The sequence below is a fragment of the Dokdonia pacifica genome, assembly GCF_900188275.1.
GTDB lineage: Bacteria > Bacteroidota > Bacteroidia > Flavobacteriales > Flavobacteriaceae > Dokdonia > Dokdonia pacifica.
The window spans coordinates 171,832-195,196 of record NZ_FZNY01000004.1 but is presented as its reverse complement, the minus strand read 5'-3'; the positions used below and the strand labels follow the sequence as shown (position 1 = coordinate 195,196).

Genomic DNA, 23,365 nt, shown 5'->3' with positions numbered 1-23,365 from the left:
ATGAGAAATTATCTATTTACTATCGTAACCTTATTGTTGAGTATGATGCACGTGTTTGCACAACAAACACCCCTGTTTTCTGACTATAATTATAATACCATTATTATAAATCCAGCACATTCCGGATTACAGGAAGAAACAGAGATTGCTTTTACTAATCGCGGACTCGTAGATGCCTTTGATGGTACGCCAAAATATCTTTCACTTTCTGCAAGTATTCCTAAAGATTATTCAGGTTTTGGCGGTGGTATTTTACGAGATGAAATTGGTGTGACCACTACTACACATTTTTTTGCTTCATATGCATATAAAATTTTCTTATCGCAAGATTCAAATGTGCCGCGTTGGCATAATGGAAATCCACATGTGATGTCATTTGGCATCTCTGCTGGCGTATTACAATATGCAGAAGATTTACTAGATCTTAATATCACAAACGATATCAATTTTGCACAAAATATAAATACTTCTATCCCAACTATAGGTGCTGGGTTTTTATACAATGAGCGTAACTTTTATGTAGGCATTGCAGCGCCTAATATTGTAGGAGATTTATTGTCTTCAGAAAAGAACATAGAGTTGGTGGTGCCTTATTATGCCTATGGAGCTTATAAAGTATACTTTGGAAGTCAAGAAGAGTTTTTACTAAAGCCCAATGCGCTTGTTATTGTATCAGACGGAGCTCCAACGCAAGTAGATATGAATCTATTTTTAAATTATAAAAGCAAATTGGAAGCAGGTATTGGATATCGTACCAACTCGCTTGTCAATATGCTTGTAGGGTGTTATATTTTCAATAACGTTCGCATAAACTACACTTATAACATCGCTTTAAATAATTCTCCATTGGGAAGTTCACAAGGGTTTTCATTGAGTTATCGTGCTGGAAGTGGATATGGCGGAAAGCGTTAAATAATTGTACGCTTTCGCGAAAGCGTATACTGAATTTAAGAACATCACACACCCTTAAAATTAGGTAAGCATACCTACATCCTCCACTAACCTGTGTTTTAAATAACAGATAATTAACACAAGTAATATTATCATGTATTTGCAAATCTCAAAATAATTATTAACTTTGAATTTCAAAGTACTTTATTATGGAGTCAAATAAATATTTAGAAGACATTGTGAGTATCAAGTCCATGATGCGTAAATCCTCAAGATTTATGTCATTAAGCGGACTTTCAGGAATACTTGCGGGGATATACGCCTTAATTGGTGCATTTGTAGCTCATAACATTCTTACAACCGAACAGCTTACTACAGGTGGTGCTAGGTATGCCTCGGTTGTAGGATTGATTAATGCTTATTTAGCGCATCCGTCAGGCACTAAATTATTCTTAGTAGCGCTTGTTGTACTTGTTGCAGCAGTAGTTACTGGAATTATACTCACCATACGTAAAGCAAAAAAACATGAGGAAAAAATATGGGATCCTTCTTCAAGAAGATTGCTTATTAACTTTTCGATTCCGCTACTTACAGGGGGAGCTTTTTGCATGGTTTTATTACAATACGGCTTGATAGGATTAGTGGCTCCCTGTACATTAATTTTTTATGGATTGGCTTTGATTAATGCAAGTAAATTTACATTAGGAGATATTAAATATTTAGGCCTTGCCAATGTAATCATAGGACTCATAAGCACACAATTTATAGGGTATGGTCTCTATTTTTGGGCACTCGGTTTTGGGGTATTACATATTATTTATGGGAGTGTGATGTATATGAAGTATGATGTAAAAAAAGAATAATTGGGTGGTTGTTTACTTTTAAAATGTAATTTTTAAAACATTTTAAAATAAACTTTCCGTAACAGAAACGATATGGGGTATTACATATTATTTATGGGAGTGTGATGTATATGAAGTATGATGTAAAAAAAGAATAATTGGGTGGTTGTTTACTTTTAAAATGTAATTTTTAAAACATTTTAAAATAAACTTTCCGACTCAAAATAGAAATACTATAAGAAAGGATTTAGAATAACTCATGATTACTAATAAAAACATACCATATTATATAATTGCTTTTGTACTTTTTATAGTATTAAAAGTAGGTTACAGGTATGCTGGCACTGAAGATCTTGACTTTTTACTTCATCCAACCAACAAAATGATTTCGTTGTTAACAGGATTACAAGCTACCTATGGACAAGATAGTGGGTATTTTTATGAGAAGCTTAATATCATTATAGACAAATCCTGTTCAGGCTATAATTTCTGGTTGTTATCTTTTATAATGTTTACCATCTTACTTCTAAGACATACTACCACTAGATTTCAAAAAATAAATACACTATGGATTTCGATTATTGGAGCATATCTATTCACCATAGGAGTAAATAGTGCTCGAATTTTCACATCAATAATCATACAACGTCAAGATATTTCCATTTTACATATAGATCCAAGCATTACGCATCAAGTTATAGGTATTACCACCAACTTAACCTTTCTTGTGTTGACGTATTTGCTAATAGAACGCATATTAACCCATAAAAAAAGTGATGCAAAACTTACGTAATCCTAAATGGATTTTAGTCATAAACACACTTCCAGTAGTGGTGTTGCTTTCTATCTTCTTCGGAGAGTTTTCAATTATTGAAAGCCTCTTAGAAGAAGGAAATATCTCGTTATGGAAGTCTTTTGTATGGGTATTGGTTGCGCTTTCATCGCTTAGTTTTATCTATGCACTTTATCTGATTATAAAGAAAAAGCAAGTATCTTTTTTCTATAGCATTGCAGCCTTATGTACTTATATTCCATTTATTTACTTATTTGGATATTTCTCAAATGACATCATTCCTTTTTCAATTCCTAGATGGATGCTATCTGGAGATTTAATGATATATGTTGGGACTTTCTTAATGCCTACACTAGCATATGCTTTATTTGTCTTAGTTACGGCTCTTACTTCAAATAAAAAAAATCATAAAGCTTGGAAAAATTTTCTTGCCGCTATAGCAATTCCTATTCTATTATATGTATTCCTACAAGTAATCATACCCTTATGGAAATCTTTAGAAGATGATTATGATATGCATGTTATACTGATTGTCATCATTATATGTACACTCATATTCTTGTTCTTTTTAATTCGTGGGATTTATATTCTTTCAACAAAAAAAAGTGGTGTTTTAAAAAAATATCAATATTTCTGGAAAATCCCAGTATTAATTCTATTGCCAATACTTGGTCTACTCATAAATAATGGCCAAATATTTCATCCATTTGGTACTAATAGTGCAGGAATCTTTGGTGATTTTAATCATCCATTGTTTTATATACTTGCCATTCTAAATGGTATGTTTATATGCCTTCCTAATCTTGAAAAAAGAAATTACCGCTTACTACTTATCATAGGGAGAAGCTTTACACTTGCATTTACATTTTATTTCTTTATCGTTTTTCTACCTTTCTTACCTATATCTGTAATTGCATTAATTCTTATTGGTACAGGGTTTTTATTACTCACCCCATTAGTTGTATTTATTATTCATATCAATGAATTAATAAAAGACATTCATTTTCTAAAAGATTACTTTTCAAAAAAAATAATCTGGGCTATTGTTATTGGTGGTTTTTTAATACTCCCCATTAGCATTACACTAAGCTATATACAGGATAGAAACACGTTACATGAAACTCTTGATTATGTATATAACCCTGACTACTCAAAAACATACAACATCAAGCGTACGTCTCTAAAAAAAACACTGAACGTTGTAAAAAATCATAAAGGAGATAACCGAGATTTTATTTTTGATGGACAACAACCCTACCTATCTACTTATTTCAATTGGTTAGTATTAGATAACTTAACACTTTCTAACAAAAAAATAAATACCATTGAACGTATCTTTTTTGATGAAGACAAGGATCACTTTTGGTCTAGAAATAGTAGCAATAAAAATGTTGCTATTACAGATATTGCTACAAATAGTACGTTTGACACCTCTCAGAATGCTTGGAAAAGTTGGATTGATCTAGAGATTACCAATACGAGTGATTCGCGATTTCTCGAATACACAACAACGATTACATTACCCGAAGGAGCATGGATAAGCGATTATTATTTATACGTAGGTGACACAAAAGAAATGGGAATTCTAGCCGAGAAAAAATCGGCAATGTGGGTGTTTTCTAATATTAGAAATGAAAACAGAGACCCTGGTATATTGTATTATCTCACTGGAAATAAAGTAGCTTTTAAAGTATTCCCTTTCGGAGAAAAAGAGGTTAGAAAAACAGGAATAGAACTTTTACATAAAGACCCTATCCAATTGACTATTGATGGCCATCAAGTACAACTTGGAGAACAACAAGAGACCTTCACCAATTTTGAAAATGAGCATGCAGTCTATATTTCTCCACAAGAAAAAAAGAACTTAAAAGAAACCCAACGTACTCCCTACTTCCACTTTATTACGGATATATCTGATAAAAAAGATAGCGCAAACGTAGCTGTAAGAAACCAAATAAATACGATTATTCGTAAGTATCCTTCTATAGCAGAAAATGGAAAAATCAGCTATACAAATCAATATACACATACAGAACCATTGGGCCAAGACTGGGAAGAACGTTTAAAAGCACAAACTTTTGAAGGAGGTTTTTATGTAGATAGAGCTATCAAATCTGTACTCTATAATTCATACAATACAAATGACACCTCCTACCCTATCATAGTAGTTGTAACAAACGATTTACAAAGTGCTATTTTTGACACCAATTTTTCAGATTGGAAATTTACATTCCCAGAAAGTGACTTCTTTTACAGCCTAGGAGAAGATCATGAGCTACGTCATCACTCACTAATTACGAATCCAGCAATATCTATACAAGATAGCCTTCCGATTGTCTTTAATCACAAAACATTAGTCTATCAGGATGCCAATAATGTCACAACATACCTTAAGAATGATAGTTTACCTACCATTATCTTAAAGAAAGACCTTTTTGAAATCCCTGTAGAGGAAATTAAAAACAAAGACTGGGCATCTGCACTTACATTACAAGCAGCGTGGAAGTCGCAAATATTACACCCAGAAATGGCTGACAAAGAATGGTTATCGTTAGTAAAATCTAGCTTTAAATCTAACATCATGACCCCTGTAACGTCATATATTGTTGTCGAAAACGATGCTCAAAAAGCAATTTTAAAGAAGAAGCAACAACAAGTATTGTCAGGTAAAAAATCATTAGATCTTGGAGAAGATACAAGACGTATGAGTGAGCCAAGTATTTATATAATAGCAATACTCCTAGGAGGGATCTTATGGTATAGAAAAAAAAGACAGCATAAATTAACAACATATAAAAAGAAGGAATTGTAATTTCGCGAAAGCACACCAAAAAATGTCAATAATAAACAACATAAATAAAGCTTTTGATCACAGGATACGTCTTGGGATTATGAGTGTACTTATGGTAAATGAAAGTGCCGACTTTAAAGAACTTAAAGAACTTCTTGGCGCTACCGATGGTAATTTAGCAAGTCATACAAAAGCCTTAGAGAAAGAAGAATATATCTCTGTAAACAAAACGTTTATAGGCAGAAAACCAAACACAAGTTATCGTGCCACCAGAAAAGGAAAAGCCGCATTTAAAAAACATATTGAAGCCTTAGAAAAACTGATCGGGAAATAATAACTATATTTTTTTATCATTTTACTTTGAAATTCAAAGTACTTTATAATTATGAAAACACTACGATATTTAATTCTAGAACGTCTTTATGAATGGAGTAAACTCCCTTATAGATGGTTATTTAAAAATGAAGAGCCTTGGGATATTTCTGTCAAGGAGCTACTTACATATCCTATAGAAAGCTTAGGATATCATTTAGGTTGTTTCTTACTACAACATCACTTTACTCCAGAACCTCAACTAGAAGATCACGATATCTATCACGTACTTACTGGAAGTGGTATCTCTGTACCTGATGAGATTGCCATGCAATTTTACCTTTTTGGAAATGGCAAACGATCTCTATACCTATTTATCGTACTCACCATAGGAACTTTATTATTTCCAGATCATATCAAACAGTTCTGGAGTGCCTATAAAAAAGGAAGGAAAGCGCATGCTTTTTATCACCTCAATTTTTTAAAACTATTACACCAACCCCTCATCAAACTACAATACACTTTTAAAATCACAACACTATGAAACGTCAACTCATTTTATGGATCAGTGCTTTAGGATTTAGCACATTATTCTACAACCAAAACATAGGACTTAACCTGTTTATCTTTGCTATCATCGCAATCATAGCGGTTGTTATCATGCGTCCAGAAGTTTTTAAAAGAGCAGACATGCGCATTGCATCTTGCATCTATCTCCTCACTTCATTTTTTGTCTTCACAAATCATAGTTCATTGGCTATTTTTATGTCCTTTATCACCTTTATAATATTTGCAGGAACAATTTCTGGGGCGCAAAACTCTATCTATGTACAAGGCATAAATGGCTTGTACCAATCTATCGTAGGAGCATTACACTATTATATGACGCCCAGGGATGAAAAAAAGAAACTCACTCCTAAGAAAAAACGCGACTACGGTTTTATCATCTTAACCGTGTTATTAGTAGTAGGACTTCCTATCATTTTTGCGACGCTTTATAGTAAAATCAATCCTATTTTTGAAGAATGGGTAAACGCCATAGATCTTAGTTTTATTAATTTTTCTTGGATGTTATTTACCCTGATGGGGTATCTATTAATAAACAATATCACAGCTCCTGCATCTTTAGATCCACTTACAAATGCAGATCGAAATGTGGTATTAAACCTATCTGAAAAATCTATTTCAGAAACTCAAGAACCCCTCTTACACAAAGAACAATTACTAGGCTCACTCGTCATTGGAGTTCTCAATGCATTGATTCTCTTTTTTCTAGTTGTAGATGTCTGGTATGTAACCACCAATTCATTTGAACACGCATCCGAACTCTCTAAAACAGTACACGAAGGAGTAAATGCCTTAATTGCATCTATCATTATTGCTATCTCATTGATTCTTATCTTTTTTAGAGGCAATCTCAATTTCTATAAAAAAAGCAAGCGTTTACGAATACTCACCTATATATGGATTCTTTTAAACTGCGTCCTTGTACTTATAACGGCTTATAAGAATTATATCTATATCACCGATTTTGGACTCACCTATAAACGTATTGGCGTAGGTATTTACTTAACACTATGTATTGCAGGTTTGCTCACCACCTATCTTAAGGTAGCTTATCGTAAAAATGTCATGTATCTAGTACGCCTCAATGCTAGAATCGCATTTATAGTCATTGTGATGATGAGTAGCTTTAGTTGGAATAGAGAAATTACACGTTATAATTTATCACAAGTAGAACGTCCTGATCTTGTGTATTTAGAGTCTATGGGACGTAATCACATTGATCTTTTATACGCTTTCGCGAAAGCGCACCCAGAAAAATTCCCTCCACCTAGAATGGAAGCCATTACGTATCACTATGAGAACTATATAAAAGAGTTGCAAAACCAAACCTGGCAATCAAAAACCTTACAAGGAATTACATATCAAAAGATGGTATCTAAAAAATAGGATCTATGCTAATTGGATATTTTGACTACGTAGTCATTGGAATTTTAATCTTCTTGAATTATACATTTTGGAATGAAAAGTTAGAAGGAAATACAGGTTGCATTTTGGGATGCATCCTTTTTGGAGGTGTACTCCCATTGACCTCGCAAATCATCGAAATAAAATATGTACAAATGACAATTGGAATAGTAGATAATTTTGAAGTGCTCTATACTTTTTTAAGATTTCCTACTTATTGGATTCTCGGAATTATTCAAGCAATACTAATCGTAATTAAAACAAACTTCAAATAAATGAAACAACTTATTATATCTAAAATAGACGAGTTAAGCACACTATGTATAGGGTTTTTATTTTGTGCTTTATTACTCACAATGCGTATTAAAGTCACCGGTTCCTTTTTCTATTTATTCTTAGCGTGGAATCTCTTTCTTGCTTTTATTCCTTATAGTATTACATTACTCGTACAAAGTAAAAAGAATTGGCATCATAACACTTGGATACTCCTTCCTATTTTTGGAGTATGGTTACTATTTTTACCTAACACCCCTTATCTCATTACAGATTTACAACATTTAAGACATACCTCTCAGAACATAGTCTGGTATGATGCGATGCTATTGTTTTCATTTGCGGCGTATGGATTATTTATTATGACATTAACTATTCAAGACATGAAAAGGATTCTATCCAAAAAAATAGCATCTAAATGGTTTCCCTTCGTATTAATAAGCATCTTTATCCTATGTGGTTTTGGTATTTATTTAGGTCGTTTTTTACGATGGAATAGTTGGGATATTTTACAAAATCCTATGGCACTTTTTGAGGATATTGTTATGCGTATACGACATCCTTTCACCTACTCACAAACATGGATAGTCACTTTTGGATATGCTTGTATTATAGGATTGTTCTACCATGCCATTAAAATATCTAACTTGTCAAAAGATTAAAAGCTAATAATCCTATTGTATATCATTTCTCCCTCTAGGAGAAACAGGACCGAGAGCTTTGTATAGACTAATTTTTCACAATAGACATGACATTTAATCTCAAATATTTTCTCACATTTTGCCTGCTCCTTATCATAGAAGTATGCATTGCTCTTTTTATAAATGACACGATTATTCGTCCGTTTATAGGAGATATGCTGGTAGTAATTCTGATCTATTGTTTTGTAAGAACATTTATAAAAACCTCATATCTAAAAGCAATTATAGGTGTACTCTTTTTTGCATATGTAGTGGAAGCTATACAAGCCACTTCATTCATACATTGGATCGGTTTATCAAATAACCAAATTGCAAAAATCATACTTGGGACGACGTTTGACTGGAAAGATATTGTTGCATATTCAATAGGCGGAGTTCTAATTCTTATATTTGAGAAGTACTACGTAAGACATGAATAACCTATGAACTGTCAAAACATCATTGAAGACACCTACACCTATATCAAAAGCATAGAAAATAAAGGAAATGTGGCTACCTATATTCCTGAATTAGGCAAAGTAGACCCTGCTCATTTTGGCGTATGTTTGACTACCAATGATGGTACTCAATATACCGCTGGTGATGCAAACACCTTGTTTTCTATACAAAGTATTGCAAAAGTCCTATCGCTTAGTTTTGCTTTATCATTAGGCGATAAAAGTATTTGGCAACGTATAGATGTAGAGCCTTCTGGGTCTGCATTTAATTCTCTGGTGCAATTAGAATCAGAAAACGGTATTCCCCGTAATCCTTTAATTAATGCAGGCGCGATTGTGGTTTGTGATATTTTATGCAGCCATTTAAAAGAGCCTAAAGAAGAGTTAATAGCGTATATAAGAGACGTTGCAAACAATCCAGGTATTCATTACTCAGAAACTATTGCGCAGTCTGAAAAATCAAACGGGTATCGCAATTTTGCCTTAGTCAACTTTATGAAATCTTTTGGAAACATCAAGAATGATGTAGACCAAGTGATAGATCTATACTTCCATCTTTCTTCTATAGAAATGACCTGTTGTCAACTTTCCAAGACTTATGGTTTTTTAGCCAATGGTGGAAAACAATTAATCACCCAAAAGGAGATCTTGACACGCTCACAATCCAAACGTGTGAATGCCATCATGCAAACTTGTGGTTTTTATGACGAAGCAGGAGAATTTGCTTACAAAGTCGGATTACCAGGTAAAAGTGGTGTTGGCGGCGGAATCGTAGCTGTACTTCCAAACTCATATACTATTAGTGTTTGGAGTCCTAAACTCAATGAAAGAGGCAATTCGTATCGAGGTATGAAATTTTTAGAACGCTTTACTGATACCACACACGAAACTATTTTTTAATACGTATTTGTTGAGTACGCTTTCGCGAAATTGAGCTAGAGAGACCTGCTTTCCGACAGGCAGGTTCACAACCAAAGGGAGAGTGAAACGTTAAAGCATATAACAGAAACTATGTAATCAAGAAATATTAAATCTTTGTAGCCCTTAACATCTCTCGTTTTCCTGGAGGGCCTGGCAGGCGTTCTACTTCAAAGCCTACCGCTTGCATTGCTCTGCGTACACTCCCTTTTGCGGCGTAGGTCACTAAGACTCCTTTTTCGCGCAAAGCAGTATACATTTTTTTAAAAATAGCTTCCCCCCAAAGTTCTGGTTGCACACGAGCACCAAAGGCATCAAAATACACAAGATCAAACGCATCCTGATCTATGATATCTTCAAAACGTTGTTCGCGTTTTGTCAATTGAAATGAAGGAGCTATTTCTTGTTGAGATTCCCAAGATGTTGTGTGAAGTTGATTATAGATATGTTGTGCTCCTTCTTCTTTTAGGAGCGACACATAGTCCATAGCTTTGACCTCTTCAGGAGAAATCGGATAAGCTTCTACACCTGTGTATTGAATAGATGTTTGTGTTTTTTGAGCATCAAAAAATGTCAATAATGCATTGAGTCCAGTACCAAAACCCATTTCTAAAATAGCAACTGTGGTATCTTTTTGAAATAATGGATGAGATATATAATGGTGCAATCCCATGTTTAAAAACACATGCTGTGCTTCTTGAATTGCACCATGTTTACTATGGTATTGTTCATCCCATTCAGGAATATGAATGGTTTTTGAGCCGTCACCTGTAATGATAATTTCGCGTTTCATAAACATATATTCTTAGTCATGCTCATCAAATCAATCATTAAAATATAAACGTTTGCGACCCCCTAAACTATCTATTTCTATAATTTCTATTTCTTCATCACTATCATCTGTTTCTAAGATAGGAAGTACTTTTTCCTCTTCTGTTCTTATATCAGGGCAATCCATTAACGCAGCTCTTTTTTTGAAATCTGCTAGCGTTTTGCTTTTCCACGCTTCTAAATGTAGAGAATCGATTGATTCAATATCAAAACCTGCTTTGTTTAATTCAAGAGTCTCCCAAGTATATGTACTTTTTAGAACTATCTTATTTTCCGATTGTTCTATAGTAACTAGAGTGTCATTCCTACACATCAATCCTGGGCCATTCTTAAATTCTGATAGTAATAGACTTGTATCGACAACTTTAGTTTTGAAGAGCAGTACTTCATTAGACAAGGTTCTCGTCATAAGCATGTATTGATCAGTTATTTTATATTCCCAATAACTACCATCTCTATTACATCTACTCCAAGTTCCAATAGCAGGGTGTTCATTAACAAATACCTGACATCCAGAAAGTAAAAAAAGAATACATATCCCTTTCAGATAGTTCATTTATTTCTCCATTAAGACACCTTCCGCCATAAGTTTTAACTCACGCTTTGGCTCTGTAATGGCAGCTATATCATCAGCAGACATTCCTTCATCTAATGCTAAGTGTTGTTGGTCTTGCACAGAAGTTTCTTCTACAAAAGCTTTTCCTTGAACAATGGCTTCACCCGAAGCATTTGTAGGTACAAAAAATGCATAGTCTTTAAATTTCACAAACACCTCTTCTTCATCGCCTAAGTCTAGGCGCATCCAGCATCCTTTACTTTTACAAACAGCGTCAATAGGTGCTTTAAATTTAACCGCTACAGTATCTCCATTTTTTAAGTTTTTGTACTGCTCTTTTACATTAGAAACAGCCATTAAGTTTTCTCCTGTGATTTTTTCACCATAACTCGCATATGGAGTTTGATCTGTATTTTCTTTACCTTCTACTACTGCAACTTCTCCTTCAGTTTTTGCCTGTTCTACTTGCTCTTTACAACCCAAAGAAATGAGTGCAATTACTAATATTATAAATTTTGTCTTCATTTGTTTAAAATCTTTTGATAGGTTCTAGTCAATTATATGACAAAATTATGAATTTAAAAGCATCTCCAGTGTGTTAAATTCTTAAATTTGCACCATGAATACAACCGTTGCAATGAACATAACAAAATCTGAGAAGAGTAGAATAAGCGAGATAGATTTTAATAATCTGGCTTTTGGAAGTGTGTTTACAGATCATATGTTTTTTTGTGATTATGTAGATGGTGCTTGGCAACAGCCTCAAATTGCACCTTACGGGCCTATAAGTATAGATCCAAGCGCTAAAGTTTTTCATTATGGTCAAGCTGTTTTTGAAGGAATGAAAGCCTTTAAAGATGATGAAGGAGCAACATGGTTATTTCGTCCTGAAGAAAATTGGGAACGTATCAACAAATCATCTGATAGACTTGCTATTCCTGAATTTCCAAAAGAATACTTTTTTGATGGATTAAAAACACTACTACATTTAGATAATGAGTGGATAAAATCTGGCGACGGAAATTCATTATATATTAGACCTTTTGTGATTGCAACGCAATCAGGTGTTTCTGCTTCTCCATCAGATCGCTATCGCTTTATGATTATATGTGCTCCTGCACAAGCGTATTATTCTGGTGAAGTAAGTGTATTATTTGCAGAAAAATATAGCCGTGCCGCCGATGGTGGTGTTGGATTTGCAAAAGCAGCAGGAAACTATGCTTCACAATTTTATCCTACCAATCTTGCCAAAGAAAAAGGATACCAGCAAATTGTTTGGACAGATGCTAGCACACACGAGTATCTAGAAGAAGCAGGTACTATGAATGTATTCTTTAGAGTAGGTAACACCTTACTTACGGCTCCAAATAATGATCGTATTCTAGATGGAATTACACGCAAAAGTATTATACAACTTGCTAAAGATGCAGGTATTGACGTACAAGTAAGACGCGTATCTGTATCAGAAATTGTAACTGCTGCAACATCTGGTGAACTCAAAGAAATATTTGGTGCTGGAACTGCTGCAGTAGTCGTTCCTTTCAAGAGTTTTGGGTATCAAGAAAAAGATTATGACTTGCCATCAATAGAAGATAGCTACGCTTCAAAATTTAAGAAAGCACTCAAAGACATACAATACAACCGTGCTTCAGATCCTCATGGATGGAGATATGAAGTGAAGTGAGTTATATGAGAAAATAATATTCTGATCTTTCAAAAGGATTGTTTCTCTATACAATGTATACAGCACTTATATACAGATATATAAAATAGAGCAATACGCTATTTTTATTTCTAGTCGGTAATTTCGATATAATTTTCGCTTTCACAAAAATTACTCAATCACCTTACTTATTTTATTAATCTCGAATACGTCAATATAAATTACTATAGTCGTGACTTATATATCTTTTCCAGATTCCTGACTCCTGACTTTTTCGTACCTTAGTTTCACTAACCTAAACAGAATATACGATGAGACGCGGTGGCGGAATGAAAATAAGACTCCTTATTGGAGTAGCTGTAGTTGCTTTTGCACTTATAAGAAATTATAGCAATAGAGAAGAAAACCCATACACAGGAAAAGTACAATCTATTAGTATGAGTCCTGAACAAGAAATTCAAATAGGATTGGCAAATGCTCCTGCTATGGCAGATCAACATGGAGGCTTACATCCAGACAAACAACTACAAGCTTTTATAGATCAGATAGGGACTAAATTAGTTCAAAATAGTATGGCTCGTGAGACTCCTTATAAATATGATTTTCACTTACTAAGAGACGATCAAACTATTAATGCCTTTGCACTCCCTGGCGGACAGATATTTATTACGTATGCTTTACTTTCAAGATTAGAAAATGAAGATCAAGTAGCAGGTGTACTCGGTCACGAAATTGGTCATGTACTAGGAAAACACAGTGCCGAGCGTGTAGAAAATTCTAAAATGTGGCAAACCATCTCTATGGGTGCCGAAGTAGGTGGTGGTTTTGGACAAGCCGCTGGAGGCATCGGACAAAGTATCCTTTTAGGAAATGGACGTGATGATGAGTTAGAAAGTGATGATCTAGGCGTGCTATTTATGATTCGTTCTGGCTATGATCCCTACGAAATGATAAAGGTAATGCAGGTATTAAAAGCAGCGGCAGGACCTAATCGTCAGCCAGAATTTTCAAGTACACATCCAGACCCTGATAATCGTATTGAAAAAATAAAAGAGTCTATCCAAAAATATGGATATCAAGGCTAAACATCATTAAAGAGTATCACATGCTTAAATTGTTACGTCATCTTGTAAAATTCACTTTAGTTTTTTTGTTACTTTTCTGTAATGGTTGCGATTCTTCAGATGATCTTTTAACTGCCGACTTTAACGTTTATATTAGAAGTCAACTTGGAGTTGATGAATTTGTTGCTCACGGATATCAAGCTGTCAATGGTAACATAGAGATTGATCAACAATTCCCAATAACAGATTTAAGCGGTTTTTCTAATTTAAGAGAGATTAATGGTTTCTTAAAAATAATTGGAACAGAAGTAACCAATCTTGATGGTTTTTCAAACTTGGAAGGAGGAGTGCAATGGTTAGTCATTAATAATAATCAAAACCTTCAACATATAAGAGGTCTTCAAAATATAAATAATGGAATCTCCACCATTGAAATAGCAAACAATGCTATGTTAAACAACCTAGAAGGATTAGAGAATATGAGATCTTCTGGAAATATTAACATAGGAAACAATGCTTCTCTTGAATCTCTTTCTGGATTAAATAATTTAAGAGAGGTAAGTGGTAATTTAACGATAGCAATAAATCCGTTATTAGAACATTTGAATGATCTTGAAGGGGTAAACATTGGGAACGGACTCGTTATTTCTGATAATGACAACTTACAGAGTATTGATATGGGTATTATTGAAAACACAAATATATCTCTAAGTATAACTAACAATGATATCCTCACTAATATTGATGGGGTTCAAAACATTACTAGACTTAAAAATTTATCTGTTAATAGAAATAACAATCTAACAGACTTAAATGATTTTGAACAATTAGAACGAATAGATGATCGACTAGTCATAGCAAATAATAACAACCTAGTCGCGGTTTCTTTCCCTTCCTTAGAAAAGTTACCATGGATAGACATTACTCAAAACCCCCAGATTAATGAGATGTCATTTACATCTTTAGAAGAAGTAAATAGTTTACTTAAAATCAATCTTAATGATGCTATATCCAATTTAGATGGATTTCAAAACCTAATTGTCATTTCAGATAGATTATTTATTAAAGATAACAATAGCCTCTCCGATTGGTGTGGCTTTAATAATTTAATATTTGAAGGCACTTATAATACTGCCAATTTTGTTATTAGTAATAATGCATATAATCCTACCATAGCTCAGTTATTAGATGGTCAGTGCTCCTTATAATTAAGTCCAATACACTATTACGTTTTCGTTAAAAGCATTCCAAAACCTCGCATTGGCGGGGTTTTGTTTTTTATCTTTACAGCAACAAACCAAGACAGATGAATAAGAAAACAATCTTGATGATATTAGACGGTTGGGGCATGGCTCCAGACAAAAAAGTTTCGGCGGTAGACAAAGCTCAAACTCCGTTTATAGATAGTCTTTACACACAATATCCACATGCACAATTACTCACCCACGGAGAACATGTAGGATTGCCAGATGGGCAAATGGGAAATAGTGAAGTAGGACATATGAATTTAGGTGCTGGCCGAATTATCTATCAGGATTTTGCAAAAATTAATCGCGCATTACAAAATGATACGCTTAAAGATGAGCAAACGCTTATAAATGCATTTGCATATGCAAAAGAGCATCAAAAACCAGTGCATTTCTTAGGATTACTGTCTGATGGAGGCGTACATTCTCATATCAATCATTTAAAAGGTCTTATAGAAACTGCACATGCAGCTGGAGTACCACATTCGTATATTCATGCGTTCACAGACGGCCGCGATGTAGACCCAAAATCGGGGAAAGCATTTGTGGAGGATATATCCGCTTTCGCGAAAGCGTATAATACCCAACTCGCATCAGTAATTGGACGTTATTATGCGATGGATAGAGATAAACGTTGGGAACGTGTACAAATGGCATATGACCTTATTGTACGTGGAAAAGGAACCGCTACTGAAAATCCAGTTCAAAATATACAAGCAAGCTATGATCAAGACATCACAGACGAGTTTTTACAACCCTTAGTCTGTACTCAAAATGGAACTCCTATAGCAACCGTACAAGAAGGAGATGTCATTGTATTTTTTAATTTTAGAACAGATCGTGGTCGTGAGCTTACAGAAATGCTATCTCAAAAAGATTTTCCAGAGCAAAACACTCAAAAATTAGACCTGCACTATGTAACAATGACCAATTATGATGATACCTTCACTGGTATGAACGTAGTGTATGACAAAGATAACCTGGTAGATACATTGGGAGAGACCTTAGCAAAAGCAGGGAAGAAACAAATTCGAATTGCAGAAACAGAAAAATATCCTCACGTAACGTTCTTCTTTAATGGCGGAAGAGAGGTTCCTTTTGAAGGCGAGTCTCGCTTACTTTGTCCTTCTCCAAAAGTAGCCACCTACGATTTACAACCAGAGATGAGTGCTTTTGAGATACGAGATAAAATTATTCCCGAAATTCAAAAAGGAGATGTAGATTTTGTGTGCTTAAATTTTGCAAATCCGGATATGGTAGGTCATACAGGAGTGATGGAAGCTGCTATAAAAGCTTGTGAGACCGTAGACAGTTGCACAAAAGCTATTGTAAACCAAGCACAAGAAAAAGACTATACCGTTATTATCATTGCCGATCATGGAAACGCAGAGACCATGATCAATCCTGACGGAACACCCAATACAGCACATACTACAAATCCAGTTCCAATCATTCTAGTTGATAAAGACATTAAAACAATAAAAAATGGTATTTTGGCAGATGTGGCACCTACCGTATTAAAACTAATCGGAGTTGCACAACCGGAGGTGATGGATCGCGCATCACTTGTTTAAATTATTGAAAAGAAAACCTATGAAATTAAATAGAATTCTAGTCTTAGTTACATTGTCTCTCATTACAGTAACCTCTTGTAATGAAAAGAAAACAGACACAAAAGAAACACCTACAGTAGTTGCTACAGAAGAAACTCCAGAATTTGATCTTATTGATGACAATGGAGATCCTATCATTGTAGGAATACAAGAACGAGCTACTTTAGAAAAAGAACCTTATAAAAAATGGTTTGATGTAAGTTATAAAGAGCATCCTTTAGATACTGTCACCATGACGTCTATAAAAGAGGAACTAGCACAAACAGATATTACAGTGTTTATGGGAACTTGGTGTGAAGATAGTCAGCGAGAAGTTCCTGCCTTCTTTAAAGCACTTGATCTTGCAGGAATTGATGCCTCTAAAGTACAACTTATCACTATTACAGAAGGGAAAGATGCACCGGAAGAACTCATCAAGGATAATGGAATTGAATATGTACCTACTATCATTTTTGAAAAAGAAGGAAAAGAATTAGGACGTATTGTTGAATATTCTATTTTTAGTATTGAAAAAGACATGGCTAAAATTCTTAATGGAGAAGATTACAAGCATCCCTATGCAGAAGAATAATACTTAATCAAAATATCACCCATAAAAAAGCCAGCAATTTGCTGGCTTTTTTATGGGTGATTGGATAGGTATATTCTATATTTTGTCATAGAGGCAACACATTTTCTATAAAATAGAAATATATGAATTGTCAATTTTTCTTTATTAGTTAAAAATCTCACAATTAAATACTTACGCGTAAATAAAAATCTAATTTAGCATCAGCTCCTAAGCTCAAAATTTATATTTTGATTTAAAAATATTCTCTTGCAAGGAATAGACACAAACCTTGAGTGTCACAAAATGATCAAGGATATTTTATTTATAAAAAAATTTAATTATGTTAAAGAAAATTTCAGATTTAGGTAGCTCATTAAACAAAAAAGAACAAAAAGAAATCAAAGGTGGAGCCTTTGCTACACTAGATGATGACGCCTCATTTCCATGTAATTGTGATGATGGAAGATCTACAACAGTAAGCACCATACAGGAATGTTTGGATTTCTGTTGTTAATATAAGAATACTGTATCCCTTTTAGATTCTAAAATAATAGGGGTACTAAAACAAATGATAAGGTTATCCAGAAAGTATTTTGGATAACCTTTTATATTTTCTGTTTCTTCTGTCTTATCATATATTTTTACAAACACTACCTTTTCATTTTTGTAACTTTGCACCAAATTCATTTCCATTGGACAAGAAGACAATCGCTGTAGATTTTGACGGAACTATTGTATCAAATGCATATCCAGATATAGGGAAACCCTTATTATTTGCTTTTGACACTTTAAAGAAACTTCAGAATGAAGGACATCTTCTTATTTTATGGACCTACCGTTCAGGAGAAAAACTAGATGAAGCTGTAAACTTTTGTAAAAAAAATGGAATTACGTTTTACGCTGTAAACAAAAGCTACCCAGAAGAAGAAATGAGTACTAAAATCAGCAGGAAAATAAATGCCGATTTGTTTATAGATGACAGGAATATAGGTGGTATGATGGGATGGGGTGAGATTTATCATCTATTAATAGGTGAAAAAAACATGTCAAAAAGACCTCATTTACAAACTAAAAAAACAAAAAAAGGACTCTTATCTCGTATAGAAGAGATGTTTAAGGATCAAAATGATACAGACGTATGATTATTCAGAAAACTAGAGAAGAAATAGAATTAATGCGAGAAAGTGCGCTGGTTGTCTCACGTACCTTAGGAATGCTAGCAGGCGAAGTAAAACCTGGTGTAACTACCTTATACCTAGATAAACTTGCCGAAGATTATATACGTAGCCAAGATGCTATCCCTGGTTTTTTAGGGTTATATGATTTTCCAAATACTCTTTGCATGAGTCCTAATGAGCAAGTAGTACACGGGATTCCTAATGATACTCCTCTCGTAGAAGGGGACATTATTTCTATAGATTGTGGTGCTATCAAAAATGGTTTTTATGGAGATCATGCCTATACGTTTGAAGTAGGTGAAGTCGCTCCAGAAGTAAAAAAATTATTAGACGTTACTAAAGAGTCACTTTATAAAGGAATTGAACAACTTAAAATAGGTAACCGAGTAGGAGATGTAGGATATGCTATCCAAAAATACACCGAAGATCATGGATATGGCGTCGTACGCGAACTTGTAGGTCACGGACTCGGAAAAGTGATGCACGAAGCGCCAGAAATGCCAAATTACGGAAAACGAGGTCGCGGTAAAAAGTTTATAGAAGGGATGGTGGTTGCCATAGAACCTATGATCAATTTAGGCACAAAAAACATCAAACAACATAGTGATGGATGGACAATCACTACACGTGATAATAAACCTAGTGCCCATTTTGAGCATGATGTAGCCATTGTAGATGGCAAACCAGAATTACTTTCTACATTCGCCTATATTTATCAAGCATTGGGTATTGAAAGTGATGAGGAAACCCCTTTTCGTCAACAAGCATTGGTACTTTAACAAGTGAAAAAACTTTTTAAATTTTTCTTGAATGCAATTCCAAGACCATTACTCATTAGATTGAGTTATGTGATCAGACCCATTTTTGCATTATTTTTGAGAGGCTCTCGTTATAAAGACCCAATTGATGGTAAAGGATTTCGAAAGTTTTTACCTTATGGATATGTAACGCAGCGTGAAAATATCTTATCCCCTTCTACCCTATCATTAGAAAGACATCGGTTACTATGGCTTTGGTTAGAACGTGAAACTGATTTTTTTTCAAAACCCTCAAAAGTACTCCACTTTGCTCCAGAACAAGCTTTTTATAAACGCTTCCGAAAATTAAAACACTTAGACTATACTACTACAGATCTTAATTCACCACTAGCGGATGTGAAAGCTGATATTTGTAATTTGCCTTTCGGCGAAAATCAATACGACATCATTTTCTGTAATCACGTATTAGAACATATACCCGACGATACGAAAGCCATGCAAGAATTATATCGTGTACTAAAACCTGGTGGCATGGCTATTTTACAAATTCCGCAAGAATTAGATCGTGCCGTTACCTTTGAAGACGATTCTATTACAGACCCTATAGAACGCGCTAAGATTTTTGGACAGTACGACCATGTACGGGTATATGGAAGAGATTACTTTGACAAACTTAGAAGTATAGGTTTTACAGTAGATGAGGTAGATTACACCACTACCCTATCTCCTGACGAAGTAGATTTGTATAGACTCGCTCAAGGCGAAATCTTACCTGTATGTAAAAAATAATAAAACAGTATACCATGAAATATCTATTCCTTTTCTTGACATTAGCCATTACATCAATGACAGCACAAAACACCACAGAAACTATCCAAAACGAAATAGATCAAACGGTTTGGAAACCCTTCCAAACTGCCTTTGAAACTTTAGATGGTGATGCTTTAAATGCTACCTATGCAGCTCAAGTACTTCGTGTGACACCACAAGGTATCGACACAGAAAATGCCTTTAAAAAAGGAAATGCTGAGCGTTTTGCTAGTAATCGTAAAAACGGTGATAAAATTAGCCTAGACTTTTGGTTTGATAGTAGAAAAACAAATGAAACTACTTCCTATGAAGTTGGTTTTTACCGTATAGGTTTTACTTCAAAAGATGGAGAAACACAATACAGCTATGGACAGTTTCATATTGTACTTCAAAAAATAAAAGGGCACTGGAAAATTACTCAAGATTGGGATACTGCAACCATTGCAGGGAATCCTATTACTGCAGAAGATTTTAATAAAAAGGAAGCCTTACGGTTTTAATGAATTTAGTCGTTTATCAATTCCTTAAATCCATTAGTAATATACGTACCTGTTGAATTTTCTCCATTAGAAAATACAAGATAGGCATCTATACCTTTTTGAGTCGCAAGTACGGCTTTAGAACGTTCTAATCCCATGGCCATAAAAGCAGTGGCCCAAGCATCTGCCTCAGCGCATGTAGACGCAATTACATTAGCACTTAATACATTGCTTTTTTCGGCACTTCCTGTCAATGGATTTATGGTGTGTACATACTGCTTTCCTGTGAGTGGATCTACTCTATTTTTACGATAATTTCCTGAACCCGCCATCGACTTATCATCCAATCGTAATGCTACCGTAGCTATTCTATCTTCTGTAGAAGAATAAATACTTTCTACACCTACGGTCCAAGAAGCATCTTTCAATTGGTGTTTTCCTTGCGCTCGTATTTCTCCTCCTAACTCAATTAAAAAATCATCAATATTTTGATCTTGCATGAATACCGCTATCCTATCTATACCATAACCTTTTGCAATCGCATTAAAATCAAAATAAATTTCGGGAAACTCTTTTTGTATCGTCCCTTCTGGTAAAATCTTTACTTTCTCTAGTCCCACATAACGCATCATTGAGTCTAAGGACGCACTGTCTATCACAGCAAGTGGCTTTGTATCGCCAAACCCATAAGCATTACGTAACCCGCCTACTGTTGGATCAAAATAACCATTGGTCAATCTGTGTATTTTTCGCGAAAGCGTAAAAACATCTTTAAACATAGCATCTACTACAATACTACTATCTCCTCTATTTATTTTTGAAATATCACTCTCAGGGATATAAGTACTCATAGACCTATTTACCACCTGAATCACCGAATCGATTCCTCGTTTCATACGTGGTGAATTATTACCTTTTCCAAAATAAGTAATCGCATACGTGGTCCCAAATGCTTCCCCCTGAATAGTAATTTTACTTGGCACCTCTGGAGTACAAGAAATAAAACAGGCTATTAAAAGTAACGTAACGTATCTCATTATAAAATTTCTTGAAGTCCGTTATAAATCATGGTATATGGTACATCTTTTTCGGCAGGATGTTGGTAATTATCACCATGTCCTAATCCTACACCTGCATAAAAAGTACGTGCTTCAAATTTAAGGGCATGTGTCTTCATTTTTTGCATAAAAGCTTCATCATACACATTGGCATTATCGGGATACGTGATCGCTCTAACAATAACAAAGTGCAATTTTTTGTCTTTAAGTGCTACAAATTGAGGATCTTTTTTGAGTTTAGAGTTGACGCCCATAAACTCATAGCCTTGTTCTTTTAAATCTTCCCCAACAATATTCATCGCGAGGTTATGTAACTCTTGTTCTGTAAGAAAAACTGCCATAGTACAAAGGTAATACCTATCTCGTAATTTCTTTTGTCTTTAGCTATAAAAGAAGGGGTATATGTCTATTTAAATCGTACCATTTCAAAGCTTGAAAATCTATAAATAGGGGTTTCTAGTGATGTCTTTCCTTTGAGATCATACCAAGGATTTATTTCTGTATCCGAAACGTTTTTAATAATATGTACACTTTGTGCTGGCGTATTTCCTTGAAAGAAGACATAACGGCGTTCTCCACTATCATTTTCAATAATATCACCTACCATCATCACATGACCAGGAAACCCAGGATAAATCAATAAATCACCAATCATCACTTCAGATAACGTATGTACTTTTTTTAATTCTTGAGATAGTGAGTAGGTACCTGCATAGGTGTATACAAGGTTAAGGTATTTATAAAAATTTTCTTTGGAAGCATTTGCCGTTGCGGTTTTGGAAAAGGTTACTTTATTCCCATTAATCTTAGGTCTATATCCTTCTGCATATTTTGACCAAGAGCAGTAATGACCACTTGTAAAATTAAACCCTATTTCATTTTTCCTATTCGTCTCCCACAAAAATTCTGACCGCAATCTAATCAATGCATCGGCACATTGCTGTAATCCATTAGAAGGTACAGGTACTTCCAAAACTCCTACATGTCCATGTTGGAAAATATAGGGACTCCCATCATAATTGATCACTTGAGCATCTGCTTCCTTAAGTTGATAATTTTGAATGTAATGAGCAAATGTACCTTCTTCAGAAAGCACTCGCGTATACCCATCTGGGATTTTAACTCGTGTTTTTATAGTACGCCCTTCTTTATGTATTAAAGATGTTGGAGCAACATAAGATGCTACCGTATTTTTAACCACTTTTCCTCCTCTGGAAAAGTTTAAAAAAACAAGCAATCCTATAATTACGATAAGACCGAGTATTAATTTCTTCATTACTAGTATAACTCTAAAAAGCCAAGTTTCTTGTGCTTAGATATACGCTTTCGCGAAAGCGTATAAAAAAACCCTACATAGTACAATGTAGAGTTTAATGCTTGTTACCAATGAAAGGTTATTAATCTCCGTCTGTAGTAGTTGTGTCGTATGTCAAGTTGATCGTCAAACTAGTGAGGCATCTCCAAGAAGAAGTAAGAATTTCCTCTGTAGACATATTTGCTTGATTTCCTCCTAAAATATGCTTCATTTGAGCATTGTTAAGCTTTGCAATTTTCTCTCTTTTTAATGATAGTTCTGAAGATTCATTTAATTTTTTCATGATGGTTTGATTTTTAGTTCATTATAAATTT

At 34.4% G+C, this 23,365-nt stretch carries 28 protein-coding genes; 21 read left to right on the top strand and 7 right to left on the bottom strand.

The genetic code is table 11. From position 1 onward, the window contains the following. The 11 genes from CHB80_RS13400 (at position 1) to CHB80_RS13350 (ending at position 9,911) form a co-directional block, all read left to right on the top strand. Positions 1-912, top strand: coding sequence for a PorP/SprF family type IX secretion system membrane protein (locus CHB80_RS13400; RefSeq protein WP_089372003.1), 912 nt, complete (start codon positions 1-3; stop codon positions 910-912). Positions 913-1,100: 188 nt separating this feature from the next. Beyond that, complete coding sequence (locus CHB80_RS13395; RefSeq protein ID WP_089372002.1) at positions 1,101-1,754, top strand: hypothetical protein; 654 nt, start codon at positions 1,101-1,103, stop codon at positions 1,752-1,754. A gap of 238 nt (positions 1,755-1,992) precedes the next feature. Then, complete coding sequence (xrtK, locus tag CHB80_RS13390; RefSeq protein ID WP_089372001.1) at positions 1,993-2,526, top strand: exosortase K; 534 nt, start codon at positions 1,993-1,995, stop codon at positions 2,524-2,526. Further along, the gene (locus CHB80_RS13385) at positions 2,510-5,338 is read left to right on the top strand and encodes an MSEP-CTERM sorting domain-containing protein (protein WP_089372000.1); all 2,829 of its coding nucleotides are present in this window, start codon (positions 2,510-2,512) and stop codon (positions 5,336-5,338) included. Before xrtK ends, CHB80_RS13385 begins: the two co-directional genes overlap by 17 nt. A gap of 22 nt (positions 5,339-5,360) precedes the next feature. Further along, positions 5,361-5,651 (top strand): winged helix-turn-helix domain-containing protein, encoded by a 291-nt coding sequence (locus CHB80_RS13380; protein ID WP_089371999.1) that lies wholly within the window; start codon positions 5,361-5,363, stop codon positions 5,649-5,651. Between the two features lie 51 nt (positions 5,652-5,702). Continuing rightward, on the top strand, positions 5,703-6,173 hold the full coding sequence (locus CHB80_RS13375) for a hypothetical protein (protein WP_089371998.1): 471 nt from the start codon (positions 5,703-5,705) through the stop codon (positions 6,171-6,173). Continuing rightward, positions 6,170-7,582 carry a DUF4153 domain-containing protein gene (locus tag CHB80_RS13370; protein WP_089371997.1) on the top strand — a complete coding sequence of 471 codons (1,413 nt, stop codon included), beginning with the start codon at positions 6,170-6,172 and terminating at the stop codon, positions 7,580-7,582. Before CHB80_RS13375 ends, CHB80_RS13370 begins: the two co-directional genes overlap by 4 nt. A gap of 5 nt (positions 7,583-7,587) precedes the next feature. Then, a complete protein-coding gene (locus tag CHB80_RS13365; protein WP_089371996.1) occupies positions 7,588-7,875 on the top strand; it encodes a hypothetical protein in 288 nt (95 codons plus the stop codon). Then, positions 7,876-8,535, top strand: a complete 660-nt coding sequence (locus CHB80_RS13360) for a DUF1361 domain-containing protein (protein ID WP_089371995.1) — start codon at positions 7,876-7,878, stop codon at positions 8,533-8,535. An 86-nt stretch (positions 8,536-8,621) separates the two neighbouring features. Next, positions 8,622-8,993, top strand: a complete 372-nt coding sequence (locus tag CHB80_RS13355) for a ribosomal maturation YjgA family protein (protein WP_089371994.1) — start codon at positions 8,622-8,624, stop codon at positions 8,991-8,993. Between the two features lie 3 nt (positions 8,994-8,996). Continuing rightward, positions 8,997-9,911, top strand: a complete 915-nt coding sequence (locus tag CHB80_RS13350; RefSeq protein WP_089371993.1) for a glutaminase — start codon at positions 8,997-8,999, stop codon at positions 9,909-9,911. A gap of 127 nt (positions 9,912-10,038) precedes the next feature. Here CHB80_RS13350 and mnmD read toward each other — a convergent pair whose 3' ends face one another. The 3 genes from mnmD to CHB80_RS13335 are packed head-to-tail and all read right to left on the bottom strand — an operon-like array spanning position 10,039 to position 11,841. Beyond that, on the bottom strand, positions 10,039-10,722 hold the full coding sequence (mnmD, locus tag CHB80_RS13345; RefSeq protein WP_089371992.1) for a tRNA (5-methylaminomethyl-2-thiouridine)(34)-methyltransferase MnmD: 684 nt from the start codon (positions 10,720-10,722) through the stop codon (positions 10,039-10,041). Between the two features lie 30 nt (positions 10,723-10,752). After that, positions 10,753-11,316, bottom strand: coding sequence for a hypothetical protein (locus CHB80_RS13340; protein ID WP_089371991.1), 564 nt, complete (start codon positions 11,314-11,316; stop codon positions 10,753-10,755). Further along, positions 11,317-11,841, bottom strand: a complete 525-nt coding sequence (locus CHB80_RS13335; RefSeq protein ID WP_089371990.1) for a DUF4920 domain-containing protein — start codon at positions 11,839-11,841, stop codon at positions 11,317-11,319. 94 nt (positions 11,842-11,935) lie between these two features. Here CHB80_RS13335 and CHB80_RS13330 point away from each other — a divergent pair, with 94 nt between their 5' ends. The 10 genes from CHB80_RS13330 (at position 11,936) to CHB80_RS13285 (ending at position 20,699) form a co-directional block, all read left to right on the top strand. Then, positions 11,936-13,000: a branched-chain amino acid aminotransferase gene (locus tag CHB80_RS13330; protein ID WP_089371989.1), complete on the top strand. Its 1,065-nt coding sequence runs from the start codon at positions 11,936-11,938 to the stop codon at positions 12,998-13,000. A gap of 290 nt (positions 13,001-13,290) precedes the next feature. Continuing rightward, positions 13,291-14,064: a M48 family metalloprotease gene (locus tag CHB80_RS13325; protein WP_089371988.1), complete on the top strand. Its 774-nt coding sequence runs from the start codon at positions 13,291-13,293 to the stop codon at positions 14,062-14,064. A gap of 20 nt (positions 14,065-14,084) precedes the next feature. Next, positions 14,085-15,251, top strand: coding sequence for a receptor L domain-containing protein (locus CHB80_RS13320; RefSeq protein ID WP_089371987.1), 1,167 nt, complete (start codon positions 14,085-14,087; stop codon positions 15,249-15,251). Positions 15,252-15,349: 98 nt separating this feature from the next. After that, positions 15,350-16,864 (top strand): 2,3-bisphosphoglycerate-independent phosphoglycerate mutase, encoded by a 1,515-nt coding sequence (gene gpmI, locus CHB80_RS13315; RefSeq protein ID WP_089371986.1) that lies wholly within the window; start codon positions 15,350-15,352, stop codon positions 16,862-16,864. 19 nt (positions 16,865-16,883) lie between these two features. Next, complete coding sequence (locus CHB80_RS13310) at positions 16,884-17,474, top strand: TlpA family protein disulfide reductase (protein ID WP_089371985.1); 591 nt, start codon at positions 16,884-16,886, stop codon at positions 17,472-17,474. Between the two features lie 319 nt (positions 17,475-17,793). Next, complete coding sequence (locus tag CHB80_RS24660; RefSeq protein WP_179218165.1) at positions 17,794-17,967, top strand: hypothetical protein; 174 nt, start codon at positions 17,794-17,796, stop codon at positions 17,965-17,967. Positions 17,968-18,145: 178 nt separating this feature from the next. Continuing rightward, the gene (locus tag CHB80_RS13300) at positions 18,146-18,595 is read left to right on the top strand and encodes a BT0820 family HAD-type phosphatase (RefSeq protein ID WP_089371983.1); all 450 of its coding nucleotides are present in this window, start codon (positions 18,146-18,148) and stop codon (positions 18,593-18,595) included. Continuing rightward, entirely contained in the window at positions 18,592-19,410 is an 819-nt protein-coding gene (gene map, locus CHB80_RS13295) for a type I methionyl aminopeptidase (protein WP_089371982.1), read from the top strand. Before CHB80_RS13300 ends, map begins: the two co-directional genes overlap by 4 nt. Positions 19,411-19,413: 3 nt before the next feature. Then, on the top strand, positions 19,414-20,178 hold the full coding sequence (locus CHB80_RS13290; RefSeq protein WP_089371981.1) for a class I SAM-dependent methyltransferase: 765 nt from the start codon (positions 19,414-19,416) through the stop codon (positions 20,176-20,178). Between the two features lie 14 nt (positions 20,179-20,192). Beyond that, positions 20,193-20,699: a YybH family protein gene (locus tag CHB80_RS13285; RefSeq protein WP_143337132.1), complete on the top strand. Its 507-nt coding sequence runs from the start codon at positions 20,193-20,195 to the stop codon at positions 20,697-20,699. A gap of 5 nt (positions 20,700-20,704) precedes the next feature. Here CHB80_RS13285 and CHB80_RS13280 read toward each other — a convergent pair whose 3' ends face one another. The 4 genes from CHB80_RS13280 to CHB80_RS13265 all read right to left on the bottom strand — a co-directional run bounded on the left by CHB80_RS13280 (position 20,705) and on the right by CHB80_RS13265 (position 23,334). Continuing rightward, positions 20,705-21,715 (bottom strand): FAD:protein FMN transferase, encoded by a 1,011-nt coding sequence (locus CHB80_RS13280; protein ID WP_089371979.1) that lies wholly within the window; start codon positions 21,713-21,715, stop codon positions 20,705-20,707. Continuing rightward, the gene (locus tag CHB80_RS13275) at positions 21,715-22,077 is read right to left on the bottom strand and encodes a Na(+)-translocating NADH-quinone reductase subunit F (protein ID WP_089371978.1); all 363 of its coding nucleotides are present in this window, start codon (positions 22,075-22,077) and stop codon (positions 21,715-21,717) included. The genes CHB80_RS13280 and CHB80_RS13275 overlap by 1 nt, the downstream gene beginning before the upstream one ends. 65 nt (positions 22,078-22,142) lie before the next feature. Further along, the gene (locus CHB80_RS13270; protein ID WP_089371977.1) at positions 22,143-23,012 is read right to left on the bottom strand and encodes a DUF4846 domain-containing protein; all 870 of its coding nucleotides are present in this window, start codon (positions 23,010-23,012) and stop codon (positions 22,143-22,145) included. A gap of 121 nt (positions 23,013-23,133) precedes the next feature. Further along, on the bottom strand, positions 23,134-23,334 hold the full coding sequence (locus CHB80_RS13265) for a class I lanthipeptide (protein ID WP_089371976.1): 201 nt from the start codon (positions 23,332-23,334) through the stop codon (positions 23,134-23,136). Between the last annotated feature and the right edge of the window lie 31 nt (positions 23,335-23,365).